Source organism: Kitasatospora sp. NPDC093102, from assembly GCF_040683915.1.
Classification (GTDB): Bacteria; Actinomycetota; Actinomycetes; order Streptomycetales; family Streptomycetaceae; genus Kitasatospora.
The window spans coordinates 1-12,595 of the sequence record NZ_JBFBFA010000030.1 but is presented as its reverse complement, the minus strand read 5'-3'; the positions used below and the strand labels follow the sequence as shown (position 1 = coordinate 12,595).

General features: G+C 72.9%; 11 protein-coding genes. 6 read left to right on the top strand and 5 right to left on the bottom strand.

What is annotated here, in order from left to right; genetic code table 11:
• Nucleotides 1-113 precede the first annotated feature (113 nt).
• A complete protein-coding gene (locus tag AB0O11_RS28150) occupies nt 114-1,748 on the top strand; it encodes a metallophosphoesterase family protein (RefSeq protein WP_363392349.1) in 1,635 nt (544 codons plus the stop codon).
• A 12-nt stretch (nt 1,749-1,760) separates the two neighbouring features.
• Here the strand turns inward: AB0O11_RS28150 and AB0O11_RS28145 are convergent, their stop codons facing one another.
• From AB0O11_RS28145 to AB0O11_RS28125, 5 genes are all read right to left on the bottom strand, one after another.
• Nucleotides 1,761-3,161 (bottom strand): cytochrome P450, encoded by a 1,401-nt coding sequence (locus AB0O11_RS28145; RefSeq protein ID WP_363392459.1) that lies wholly within the window; start codon nt 3,159-3,161, stop codon nt 1,761-1,763.
• Between the two features lie 181 nt (nt 3,162-3,342).
• A complete protein-coding gene (locus tag AB0O11_RS28140) occupies nt 3,343-3,963 on the bottom strand; it encodes an ATP/GTP-binding protein (RefSeq protein WP_363392347.1) in 621 nt (206 codons plus the stop codon).
• A complete protein-coding gene (locus AB0O11_RS28135) occupies nt 3,944-4,306 on the bottom strand; it encodes a DUF742 domain-containing protein (RefSeq protein WP_224281074.1) in 363 nt (120 codons plus the stop codon). Before AB0O11_RS28135 ends, AB0O11_RS28140 begins: the two co-directional genes overlap by 20 nt.
• Nucleotides 4,307-4,381: 75 nt before the next feature.
• Nucleotides 4,382-4,768 (bottom strand): roadblock/LC7 domain-containing protein, encoded by a 387-nt coding sequence (locus AB0O11_RS28130; protein ID WP_363392345.1) that lies wholly within the window; start codon nt 4,766-4,768, stop codon nt 4,382-4,384.
• 17 nt (nt 4,769-4,785) lie between these two features.
• A complete protein-coding gene (locus AB0O11_RS28125) occupies nt 4,786-6,489 on the bottom strand; it encodes an ATP-binding protein (RefSeq protein ID WP_363392344.1) in 1,704 nt (567 codons plus the stop codon).
• 433 nt (nt 6,490-6,922) lie between these two features.
• On the opposite strand from AB0O11_RS28125, the gene AB0O11_RS28120 reads away from it, so the two are divergent.
• The 5 genes from AB0O11_RS28120 (at nt 6,923) to AB0O11_RS28100 (ending at nt 12,478) form a co-directional block, all read left to right on the top strand.
• Entirely contained in the window at nt 6,923-7,612 is a 690-nt protein-coding gene (locus AB0O11_RS28120) for a Crp/Fnr family transcriptional regulator (protein WP_363392343.1), read from the top strand.
• Nucleotides 7,613-7,733: 121 nt separating this feature from the next.
• Nucleotides 7,734-8,687 carry a hypothetical protein gene (locus tag AB0O11_RS28115; protein ID WP_363392341.1) on the top strand — a complete coding sequence of 318 codons (954 nt, stop codon included), beginning with the start codon at nt 7,734-7,736 and terminating at the stop codon, nt 8,685-8,687.
• A complete protein-coding gene (locus AB0O11_RS28110) occupies nt 8,684-10,891 on the top strand; it encodes a hypothetical protein (protein ID WP_363392339.1) in 2,208 nt (735 codons plus the stop codon). Before AB0O11_RS28115 ends, AB0O11_RS28110 begins: the two co-directional genes overlap by 4 nt.
• Nucleotides 10,875-11,867, top strand: coding sequence for a hypothetical protein (locus tag AB0O11_RS28105; RefSeq protein ID WP_363392337.1), 993 nt, complete (start codon nt 10,875-10,877; stop codon nt 11,865-11,867). The genes AB0O11_RS28110 and AB0O11_RS28105 overlap by 17 nt, the downstream gene beginning before the upstream one ends.
• 155 nt (nt 11,868-12,022) lie before the next feature.
• Nucleotides 12,023-12,478, top strand: coding sequence for a Pycsar system effector family protein (locus AB0O11_RS28100; protein ID WP_363392335.1), 456 nt, complete (start codon nt 12,023-12,025; stop codon nt 12,476-12,478).
• Nucleotides 12,479-12,595 lie beyond the last annotated feature (117 nt).

The window sequence follows — 12,595 nt, the reverse complement described above, 5'->3', positions numbered from 1 at the left end:
TCCCGTCGTCTCGACGGCCGTCGAATCGAAGCCTGTGAAAACGATCGTCTTTGCGTGCGCATGACATTAAAGTGACTGCCCGTCGAATCCCCCACTCGGCAGGCGGAGTTTTCATGACCATCGCACGCAGGTCCATCCTCAAGGGCACATCGGCGGCCGGAGCCGCCCTGGTGGCAGCAGGTTCGACGGCGGCCGCGCAACCCGCGGCCGCCCGACCGGCCGACGACGCGCCCACCAGCCCGCTGTTGCAGACCACCCCGCACCGCGCCGGAACGGCCGGAGTGAGCGGACTGCACCTCCAGTTCGGCACCGACGCCGGCACGGAGATGACCGTCTCCTGGCTCACCCCGCAGTCCGTCCGCCGCCCGCAGGTGCGGTACGGCTCACCGGACGGCGGCCTCGGCCGGGTCGTCCAGGCCGAGACCCGCACCTACCGGGACTCGATCGACAAGGTCGAGGTGTACGTCCACCACGCGCGGCTCACCGGCCTGCGCCCGGGCACCACCTACCTCTACAGCGCCGGACACGACGGAGCCAACCCCGAGACCGGCACCTTCACCACCGCCCCGCGCGGCCGCGCCCCCTTCACCTTCACCAGCTTCGGCGACCAGGCCGCCCCCAACCTCCGGCGCCGGATCACCTTCCCCGACGGCATGCCCTCGCCGCTCGGCAAGTACCCGGTGTTCATGAGCAGTCAGGTCGGCACCGCGGCCTCCGCCGACATCGTCGCCGCCGTCGAACGCGTCGGGCCACTGTTCAACCTCATCAACGGCGACCTCTGCTACTCCTCCTACGCCGGCCGCCACGGCCAGAGCCGCACCGCGACCTGGGCCGACTGGTTCATCAGCAACAGCCGCTCCACCCGCCTGCGGCCCTGGATGCCCTGCGTCGGCAACCACGAGAACGAGGGCGGCAACGGCCCGCTCGGCGCGCTCGGCTACCAGGCCTACTTCTCCCTCCCCGACTCCTCGGCCTCCTCCGACGAGGAGACCCGGGGCATGTGGTACGCCTTCACCGTCGGCTCGGTGCGCTTCATCAGCCTCGCCAACGACGACGAGGCCATCCAGAACTCCGGCGACAACTACCTGCGCGGCTACTCCGGTGGCGCCCAACGGAGCTGGCTGGAACGGGAGTTGCGAGCGGCGCGGAGCAGCCGGGCGATCGACTGGATCGTGGTCTGCATGCACCATCCGATGATCTCCAGCTCGATGCACGGCTCCGGCAGCGACCTCGGCCTCCGTGAGACCTGGGGCCCGCTGTTCGACGCCTACGGGGTCGACCTGGTGGTGTGCGGCCACGAGCACTACTACGAGCGCTCCCACCCCGTCCGCGGCACCCTGCCCAACGACACCCGCACCCCGGTGCCGACCGACACCCGCACCGACCTGATCGACACCGGGCGCGGCACCGTCCACATGATCATCGGGGCCGGCGGCAACGCCGCCACCACGCAGGACGACCTCTTCGAGACGCCCAAGGGCCGGGTGGTCATCGGGCTGGAGGACCCGAAACCGGGGGCGCCGTACCGGGAGTCGATCTGGCTCACCGAGGACGCGCCCTGGGCCGCCGTCCAGGACCGCGAACACGCCCACGGCTTCGCGGCCTTCGAGGTCGACCCGGGGGGCCGGCGCGGCGGCACCACCACCATGAAGGTCACCTACTACACCTTCGACGGACCGCACGGCGACCTCACCCCGGTGGACACCTTCACCCTCTACCGGCGCCGGAGCGACGGGCGCGACGGCTGACCGCCGGGCGGCTCAGCGCCGGAACACGCCGGTCAGCACGTCCCACCAGCTGCGCCGCTGCGCCGGTGGCGTCGGGGGCGTCGGATCCGACGCTCCGGCGCTCTCGGCGACCTGGGACGCCGGGACGGCCGCGTCCGTCTGTTCCGCCTCCGTCCTCGCCTCCGCCTGCTCGGCCTCGGCCACCGAGACCGGGTCCGGCTCGATGTCGCGGGCGGTGAACTCCACCGGCAGCGCCGTCAGGTGCCGGGAGATCCAGGCCGAGCTCCAGGTCAGCTCCTCTTCGGGCACCGCGAGCCGGACGTCCGGCAGCAGGGTGAGCAGGATGTCGATCCCGGCCTCGGCGACGTGCCGCCCGATGTCCTGGCCGGGGCACTCGTGCGGCCCGGCGCCGAAGGACAGGTGGGAGCGATTGCCGTACAGCGGGGCCGCCGGGTCCGGCCGGACCACCGGGTCGACGTTGCCCGCCGCGAGCCCGAGCAGCAGCAGGTCCCCGGCCCGGACCTGCTGACCGCCCAGCTCGGTGTCCGCCGTCGCCCAGCGGCCGGCCACCAGGGACATCGGCGGGGAGTCCCAGAGCACCTGGTCCAGCGCCTCGCCCAGGGTCATCTGGCCGCCGGAGAGGTGGGCGCGGAAGCGCGGGTCGGTGAGCACCATCTTCAGCGAGTCGGCGATCAGGTTGACGGTGGTCTCGTTCGCGGTCAGCAGCACCACCCGCAGGTGCTCCATCACCTCGTCCTCGGTCAGCCCGGCCGGGTGTGCCAGCAGACGGCTGGTCAGGTCGTCGCCGGGGTTGTCGCGCCTGATGGCGATGGTCCGGCGCAGGCCGGCGACCACGTACTCGTTGCTGGCGATCGCCGTCTCGGTGCCCTTCATCAGGTCCCGGGCGGCGGTCACCAGCTGCGGCCCGTACTCGTCCGGCATGCCGAGCAGCTTGGTCATCACCAGCATCGGCAGGTGCTCGGCGAACTGGGAGATCAGCTCGGCCCGGCCGGTCGGCCCGACCACCTGGACCAGGTCGGTGGTGAAGCGCCGGACGTGGCGGCGGATGCCGCGCCGGTCGAAGCCGTTCAGGCCGTCCAGCAGCGCGCCGCGCAGCCGGCGGTGTTCGTCGCCGTCCGCGAACACGCAGATCGGCTGCCAGGCGACCACCGGCAGCAGCGGGGAGTCCGCCGGGACCTCGTTGCTGCGGAAGGCGTTCCACAGGCGCGAGTCCCGGGAGAACAGCGAGGGGGTGCGCATCACGGTGATGTTGGCGCCGTGGCCGAGCACCAGCCACGCCCGGTGGTCGCCGTGCAACAGCACCGGGGCCACCTCCCCGTGCTCGGCGCGCAGCTTCTCGTACAGGCCCGCCGGGTCGGTCTCGGCCTCAGGGCCGTACAGGCGGCGCAGGCCGCCGGGGCCGGTCGGGGCGATGCGGCCGGCCGCGTGGGCCGGGCAGCGGGGCGGCGGGATGGTGGCCGGCGCGGGGGAGGGGCCGCCGACGGGGGCGGCGGGTTCGGGGATCGGGGTGGTCACGGGGTCTCCGGTCGCGGGGGGTCGGTGACGGGCATCGGGCTGCCGGGCTGCCGGGCTGCCGGGTCGACGGGCCGTCGGGTCAGCCGGTGGTGGCCGGGGCGGCCAGTTCGTACAGGTGGTGCATCAGTGCCATCAGGGTGTCCCGGCCGGACTCCCGGCTGCGCGCGTCGCAGGCGACGATCGGCACCTCGGGCGGCAGGTCCAGCGCGCCGCGCAGCTCGTCGAGCGGGACGGACGGCGCCCCCGGGAAGCCGTTGACGGCCACCACGAAGGGCACGCCGCGCTCCTCCAGCCGCCCGATCACCTCGAAGCTGACCTCCAGCCGGCGGGTGTCCACCAGCACCACGGCGCCCAGGGCGCCCTCGAACAGGCCGTTCCAGAGGAACCAGAACCGCTCCTGGCCGGGGGTGCCGAAGACGTACAGCACGAGCCGGTCGCTGAGGCTGATCCGGCCGAAGTCCATGGCCACGGTGGTGGAGGTCTTCTGCTCGACCCCGGTCGGGTCGTCCACCCCGACCCCGGCCTGGGTCATGGTCTCCTCGGTGGTCAGCGGACGGATCTCGCTGACCGCGCCGACCAGCGTCGTCTTGCCGACGCCGAAGCCGCCGACGATCACCACCTTGACCGCCGTGGTGACGGTGTCCGGCAGCAGGTCGGCACCGGCCGGCCCGGCCACCGTTTCAGAGCCGTTGAAGTCCATGGATCACCGCCTCCAACAGGGCGCGGTCGGGGAGTTCCGCCGCGGGCACGGCGGAGGTGCGGGCCTCGATCAGCCCGTCGTCGAGCAGGTCCGCCAGCAGGACGGTGACCACGCTGACGGGCAGCTCCAGGTAGGCGGAGACCTCCGCGACCGAGAGCGGGGAACGGCACAGCCGCAGGATGGCGGCGTGCTCCGGCTGGTGGGCGGGGGTCGGCTCCGCGCGGGAGACGATCAGGGTGACCAGGTCGAAGACCCCCGGCCCGGAGGGGCCGCTGCGGCCCCGGGTGATGACGTACAGCCGGTCGGGCTCGGGGCCGTCCCAGCCGCCCTGCTCGGCCGTCATGCCGCCGCCTCACTGTGCTCGTTCATGTGCCCGTCCCGCCGTCGGAGCTCGCGGCGGGGCGGGACGGGTGCCGGGTCATGCGACCACCTCGGGGTTGCGCGGCGGCGTGGACAGGTGCTCGCCGATCCGGGCGACCAGGTCGCGCATCTGGTGGCTCACCAGCCCGGCGTCCACGCCCTCGTCGGCGAGCACCGCCAGGTAGGCGCGGTCACCGGCCGCCATCAGGTAGAAGTAGCCGCCGTCCACCTCGATCACCACCAGCCGCATCGAGCCGTCGCCGTGCGGGAACTCGTGGCCGATCGCGCCGGCCAGGCTCTGCAGCCCGGCGCAGGCGGCGGCGAGGCGGTCGGCGGTGTCCGGGTCGGTGCCGTACTGGGCGATCCGCAGGCCGTCGGCGGACAGCACGATGACGTGGCGCACGCACGGGACGCTGTGCGCGAGGTCGTTGAGGATCCAGTCCATGTTGCTGCGGTGCGGAATCACTGCTCGCCCTTCCCTGCCGTCTCTTCACTGGTGTGTGCGGCGCTGGTGTGCCCGGCACCCGTCTGTCCGGCGTCCGCGATGCGTCCGGTGTCGGTGGCGGGTCCGGCGTCCGTGGTGCGTGCGGCGTCGGGGCGTGCGGCGTCCCCCGGCCCGGTGCCCTTGATGCCGTCCATGAAGGCCTCGAGCCACAGGCCCGGCTGCTTCGGCTCCTTGGCGGGGCGCGGCGCCTGGGCCGGCGGCCCCGCCAAGGGCCCGGAGGGCTTCGCGGCGGCGCGGGCGGACCCGGCGAAACCGCCTCGCGGCACCATCGGGCGGCTCCGCCGGCGCTGCGGCAGGCCGTTGGGCGTCCACTCGGTCACGATCACCTCGTCGTCTCCGGAGCGCGGGCCGGAGGGGGAGGGCCCCCACGGACTGGTCGAGCCGTAGGACGGCCCGACGCCGGCCGAGGTCTCCCGGGTGCCCCAGGGGCGGCCCGGGGCCGCGTGCCGGGGCGGGTTCGGCGGCAGCGGCCGGGGGCCGGAGAAGGCGCCGATGCCGTGCGCCCGCCCGGTCGGCGGGGCGGTGGTGAGCAGTTCCTGCGGCACGACCAGCACCGCCCGCACGCCGCCGTACGCGGATCGGCGCAGCGAGATCTGGAAGCCGTACGCCTGGCAGAGCCGGCCGACGATGGCGAAGCCCAGCCGGGGGGACTCGGTGAGGTCGTCGAAGTCCTTGGAGACCATCGCCTCGCGGATCGAGCGCTCGGCGCGGATCCGGGCCTCGTCGGTGAGGCCCAGGCCGCCGTCCTCGATCTCGATCGCCATCCCGCTCTGCACCTCGGAGGCGCTCAGGTGCACGTGGGTGTGCGGCGGGGAGTAGCGGGTGGCGTTGTCGAGCAGTTCGGAGACGGCGTGGATCAGGGGTTCGACGGCCGGTCCGGTGACCGAGATCTGGGCCACCGGGTGCAGGTCCACCCGCTGGTACTCCAGGATCCGGGACATGCCGCCGCGCAGCACGCTGTAGAGCGCGATCGGACGGGTCCACTGACGGCCGGGGCGGGCGCCGGACAGGACGGCGATGCTGTCGGCCAGGCGGCCGGTCAGCGCGTTGCCGTGGTCCAGGCGCAGCAGGTCGTCGAAGACCGCCGGGTCGTTGCCGTGCCGGTCCTCCATCTCCCGCAGGTCCTTGGCCTGCCGGTGGATGATGGCCTGGACCCGGCGGGCGATGTTGGTGAAGGCCCGCTCGGCCGAGTCGCGTCGGCTGACCTCGTCGTCGACGGCCTTGGCGACGCCCTCGACGACGGCCACCAGGGACCGGCGGAACCTCGGCGAGACGGGTGCGTCGCCCTCCTCCAACGGGCGGGTCAGGACGTCGAAGGAGTACCCGTACCGGGCCCCGGCGACCACCCTGCGCATCTCGACCCGGGCGAGCCGGTCCAGCTCGTCCTCCTGCCCGGCCAGGCGGCGCTGCAGTTCCTCCACCTGCCGGGCGTGCCGGTCGCGGGACTCACTCAGCGCCCGCCCCCGGCGGGCCGACTCGGTGGCCACCACGGCCACCAGCACGGTGCCGGTCGCCCCGCACCACAGCACCCCGGCCCGGGCCCCGGCGTCCACCACTGTCGCGGCGACCGCCACGGCCGCCGCCATCACGGCCGTCGGCAACAACCAGCCGAGCAGGGGCGCTCGGCGCCGTCTGGCGAGTGACGATCCAGATCGAAGCATTCAGCATCCTCAAACGATCGGAACAGTACGGGGACAGGCGGGGACCGGCTCCGGAGGCGTGGTGGTGCAGCATAGCCAAGTTCAGGACATCCTGACTGAAAGTCAAAAATACCGCCCCGTAACCGACTTGTCGCAATCTGCCGGACAACCCCGACATCCCGCACGCCAGTCGCAACCCGGAGCGGCCTCCGCCCTCCCACCAGGCTTCTCGCCCCGGCGCCCGCGCGCCGCCGACCCGCTCCGGATTCGCTCATGTGAAGGGTTTCCTCCCAAAGTCCCCCGAACTCGCGCCGAGTTCGTGCTAGGGCGGCGAGCCCGGTCAATCAGGCGCGCGACAATCACCCGGAAGGGGATTCGCGGTCGGGCCTGGCGAGCCGTGCCCCGAGGCCCCGATTCTGCTGCGGCCGCGAGCCGCGACTCCTAGGGTCGCCGCATGAACGATCGCGGCAGCAGCACCCCCGGACCGCTGGGCCGGACCCTGCGCCACCTCATGGGCGACGCCGTCTGGACGGGCATGCTGGAGGACGCGTTCGAGCGCCGGCACCCGATCGGCACCACCCTCCTGCGTCAGGGCGAACCGGGCACCCATGTCCTCGCCCTGCTGGCCGGCGTGGCCAAGGTGAGCCGGCGGGAACGCGGCGGGGACGTCCGGCTGTTGGCCTTCCGCGGCCCGGGCGAACTCCTCGGGGAAGTGGCCGTCCTGGACGACGGCGTGCGCTCGGCGAGCGTCCAGGCGATCTCGGACTGCACGGTCGCGGTCCTCACCAAGGCGGCCTTCCTGCACTTCGTCGCCGATCGCGAGCTGTTCCCCGTGATGGTCCGCTACGCCATGGGCCGGCTGCGCGAGTCGGACCTGGCCCGGACCGGCGGTGACGTCGTGCCCCGGCTGGCAGCCGCCCTGGTGGCCCTCGCCGACCTCTCCGCCGGCCCTGCCCGGACAGCCGGCCGCCGTGTCGAACTCGCCCTGACCCGCGACGAACTGGCCCAGCACCTCGGCATCTCCCGCAACACCGTCACCACGGCCCTCGCCGCCCTGGCCACCCACGGCGTCGAGACCGGCCGGAAGTCCATCGCCCTCGCCGACCTCCCCGCCCTCCGCCGCGTGGCGGCGCAGCCGGACTGAAGGGTCCGCTCCTTGATGTGGCCTCTGTCACATGTTTTCCGCACTGAGTGAGCACACCGGGCGACGCTGTGTCGCGAAGCTGGGTGGCGCAAGGTCAGCACGGGAACCACGAGGAGCAGAGATGACGGAGTTCGACCAGCCGATGCCCGAGGCCAGCGCCCTGCCGTACAGCCGCAGCCGACACCTCCCACCGTACCGGGGCATCGTCGCCGTGGACGCCAAGGACTTCACCGGGTACCCGGCGATCGAGCACGGTGTGATCAGCAGGTCCGTGCCGCAGGTGCTCCAGTGGTCCTTCGAGCGGGCCGGACTGGGCGAGGTCTGGCAGGACCGGCGGTTCCCCGACTCGACGGGCGACGGGTACGTGTTCGGGTTCGACCCGGGCTGGATGCCCTTCCTGATCCACCCCTGGCTGAACACCCTCCAGGAGGTGCTGACGGAGTTCAACGTGCACTCGGTCGGGACGGTGCGCATCCGACTGCGGGTCAGCCTCAACATCGGCCCGCTCCCGGACGCGGGCGGCGAGTTCGACGGCAACGGCACCGCGCGCAACGACACCCACCGGCTCCTCGACTCCCGCCCGGTGAAGGCCATGCTGGCCGCGTCCAACGAGAGCATCACCCACGTCGCGGCCATCCTCTCCGACCGCTGCTACCAGGACACGGTCGCGAGCGGCTACACCGGGCGCCACCCCGACCACTTCATCGAGGTGCCGGCGACCGTCGAGGGCAAGCGCTTCGACCAGCAGGCGTGGCTCTACGTGCCCGCGCCGTCGGGGAACCTCTACGACCGCCGGATCCTCGGCGACGCCGTCGTCGGGGAGCAGGAGGGGAGGAAGGCTGAGGGTGAACCGACGGCCGGACGCGGGCAGGGGCGCCGCGCACCGCGGACGGCGGTGAACCAGCGGGGCGACGGCAGCAACATGAACACCGGCACGGTGCACGGCGACCAGCGCGTCACCAACGTGCGCGGCGACTCCTACGGTGGCGACCGTGTGGAGGGCGTCAAGTTCGGGACGATCCACGGCAACCTGGGCGACATCGTGAACGGCGCCAAGAACGAGCACCGCCGGTGAGCGCCGAAGAGCGCCCGGCCATCGAGGGGCCGTCCGGCGCGACGGACGGTTTGGACTTCGACCCCGACTTCGACCCCGACTTCGACCCCGACTTCGACCTCGATGGCGTCGACCGCGACCTGGCGGACCGGATCGCCGCGTGGGGGCCGGGTCGCCCGTTCATCTACGCGCCGCACGGCAACATCAACACCGGGTCAGTGCACGGGGACCAGCGCGTCGAGAACGGTGGCATCGGGACCGCCCCGGGCGGTGGCGAGCGGGTCGAAGCGCAGGACGGCCCCATCTCCTCGACGGAGGTCCTGGCCGCCCAGACCGGATTCGCGAAGCCGGACTGTTTCCCCGAGGCACTGAGAACGCTCGGCACCCGTCTGCTCTTCCTGGCCGGCGAACCCGGCACCGGGCGTCGCACCACGGCCCTCAACCTGCTGTTCGAGGGCAGTGGGAGGAGCATGGCCCTGCGCGCCCTGGACAGCGACTCGGACCTGTCCTCCTGGCGGCCGACCCACAGCGAGGCGCGCGGGTACCTGGTGCACGGCCTCTCGCCCGCGGTGCGGTTGGGACCGGCGGCGGTCGCCAAGCTGCGCCAGCGGCTGGAGGACGCCAAGGCCGTCATGGTGGTCCTGCTGCCGCACGACGCGGACCGTCTCCGTGACGTGGTCCGCGATCTGGACGTCAGCCCCGTGCACTACACGCCCCCGTCGCCGCGTGCGGTCTTCGACGCCCGACTGGAAGCGGTGGTGCCCGATGCGGGGCGACGCCAGGCGTCGCTGGACCGGCTGGACGCGGATCTGGACGAGCTGCTGGCCCCCGAGCTGGTGCCGGCCCAGGTCGCCGAACTCGTCGACGAGTTCAGCCAGGCCGGTGACGACGGGCCTGACCCGGCTGACCTGGGCCAGCGGCTCAGCTTCCTCGCGGAATCGGAAGTCCCGGACCTCTTGAAGGAGCTTCGCGAGGACGCCGACGCGCTGGCGTTCCTACTCGTAACGAGTGTCCTGGAGGGGCTCGACCACCGGATCGTCCGGGATGAGACCGACCGCCTGCTGAAGCTGGCCGACGGTCGCCTCGACGCGGTGCTGCGGGAGGGACAGGGCGAGCAGAGCACCGTCTCGCGTGGCGGGCCCCCGCAGTCGAACCCCCGGTTCGTCTTCCGGCGCTCGTTGGACGACTTGTTGGCGACCATTCGTGCTGAGTGTGCGCCAGGCGGGACGCGGAGAACCTCAAGCTACGCCTACACGGTGGAACCGATCCGTTTCAAACGGCACCGGCAGGCGGAGACGGTACTGCGGCACGTGTGGCGGCAGTACGGGGAGGTGTCGGGACTTCTGACCGAGTGGATCGACGAGGTACCCGGCAAGGAGTCCGACCTGGCCGAGCCGATGGGTCGAGTGGTGGGGCTCGCCACGGGCTGGAGCGGTGGTCGTCAGGCATTGCGCCACATCCGAGAGCTGGCCCGGTCCGAGCACGCGCAGAGCCGGAGCATCGCCGTGTACGCGCTGGGGATCGCAGCGCAGGACCCGATCCTCGTCGGCGAGGTGAAGCACCGCCTCAACAGCTGGAGCTTCCACGGCGGCTGGCAACTGCGGTGGACCGCGGCCGGGGCCTGCGGTGGAGACTTCGGAGCGGCCCGGCCGGAGTTCGCGCTCTCCCTGCTCGGGCGTTGCTTCCGCGGGGAGGACGGGAAGGAGACCGAGGTGGCCGCTACGGTGCTCTGGTCACTCCAGCGCCTCTTCGCGGGCGGACACCAGGCGGCCGTGTTCCGGAAGCTCATGGACTGGGCGGACCGACCGGGGCCGGACACCGAACTCGCTCTCATCACCTTTCCCAACCTGCTCCATGACCCGTTCTGGTTCCTGCAACAGTTTGGCCCCGAGGGCGAGTTCGGCGATGGTGTGGTCGCGTTCGTCCGGCGGTCCCTGAACGACCAGAGGATGTTCGCCGGAACCAGCCGCAGGCTGCTCGACTGGTGCGGGCGAGCGGTCTGGGACGAACCGCTCCGTGCCCCCGTGGAGACGCTGCTCATCGCGCTCGCCCAGGAGATGCGCCCCGGCGAGCTGGGGCTGCTGGCCGCGATCGACCGTAGCGACGACCCCGACCTGGTCGGCCGCGACATCGCCCGCCACGCCCTGGAGGCCTGGCGACGTGGCGAGCCTCAGCCCTACCAGCCCAGCCCCGCCTTCGGAGGCCCCGATGACCGTCGAGACTGACCCGCCCGTCTACACCCAGGCCACCCGTGCCCCCTGGCGGGAGGTCCTGTGGCACCGCTGGTCCGGTCGGCGCGACCGCGCCCTGGTCGTGGGGGACCGGCACGGGCTCTACCAACAGCTGGGGAAGGGCCGCCCGACACTGGGGGCCGTGGGGGAGAGCCGCGGATTCGGCGCCCGGCTGGGACTGCGCGGCTTCGACCAGGCGTTCCTGGTGGACCTCGCGGAGCGGCCGGGCGTGCGGGCGATCCGCCTCCGTACCTCGTACGGCACGGAATCGCTGGAGGTCCACTTCCTGTGGTGGGTCCACGACGCGGCCCGGGTCGTGCAGACCCGGACCAGCCAGGGCGGGCTGCCGGTCCGCAAGGACCTCGACGGGCGCCTGCACGTGCTCAAGGAGCAGTTCGCCGCCGCGGGGACCAGGTTGGGCCCCGAGGAGCTGGTGCAGTACCTCGCGGCTCCGTACCTGTTGCCCCACTACGGCCTCGGCTACCGCGTCACGGACGTCTCCGCACGCGAGCGCGGCAACGAACTGCGGCTCGGGGAGCCTGACGCGATGGACGTGCCGTTCGACTGGACCGTCAAGAGCGAGGAGGAGTACGAGTTCTGCCGACGCCAGGTGCAGGACGGTCCGGTCGCCCTCGCGGCCCTCTGGCTCGCCAGGAAGCCCGACGAGGTGCGCGACGTCCTGGACTGGGTGGTCAACCACGCCGACCTGCTCCGGGGTGAGACCACCTGGCAGGACCAGATGGCGCTCATGCTGGGCAAGGTGACGGTGCAGGAGCAGGAGGAACTGTCCAGGATCCTGCGCGACCGCCTGGTCTCCCTCGGGCGGCACGTCCCCGGACCCGCCCAGCAGCCCCCGGCGCCCCCGCAGCCGCCGCACCCCCCGGGGCCGGAGTTCGTCAAGTTCCACCCCCACGTCAACGGCTGGGCCGGCGGCGTCTCGAACGGTGTGTCGAACGGGGTGCCGCGATGACCCGGACAGGGGTACGCCGCGAGCCGGCGCCGTGCGGCGCCCGCAGGCGGTCCGTGGGCAGGGCCCCTCGGAGGCCGGCCCCTCGACGGCCCCGCCGGCCCGCCGCGCCGACAACGGTGTCCAGCCCGTCGTCCGTGTCGGCGATGGAGCGCCTGATGACGGCCAACGGCGCGGAGCTCGTCCGGGCCGACACCAAGGCCGCCGTGTTCCTGGCCTTCACCGGTGCGGTGCTCGCCACCTTCATCCCCCTGGACGGCGCCGCCGGTTCGGGTTCCCTGGCCTGGACGGCTCCGCTCCTGCGCTGGAGTGCCGTGGCCAGCGCCCTGCTGGCCGTCGGCTGCTTCTCCTCCGCGCTGGTGCCGCGCCACCGCAGGGGGCGGAGCAGCGGGGCAGCCGGGCCGGGGTACTTCGAGCACATCGCCCCGGAGGCGGGTCCGGACGGGCTGCGCCGGGCGTTCGAGCGGGCCGGGCACGATCCGGCGGGGCCGCTGTTGTCGGCGCTGGCCGGTACCAGTGCGATCATCCGGGCGAAGTACCGCTGGATCGAGGCCGGGACGGTGCTGCTCCTGCTGGCGCTTCCGCAGTTCGTGCTCACCCTCCGGCCGCTGTGACGGCAGCTGCCGACGGGCCCCGGTCGGGGGGGGCCGGCGGCCCGGGGGCGGGGCGGGCCGCCGGGGGGGGGGTGGGGGGGGGTGGGGGGTGGGGGTTTGGGCGGGGGTGAGGCCAAT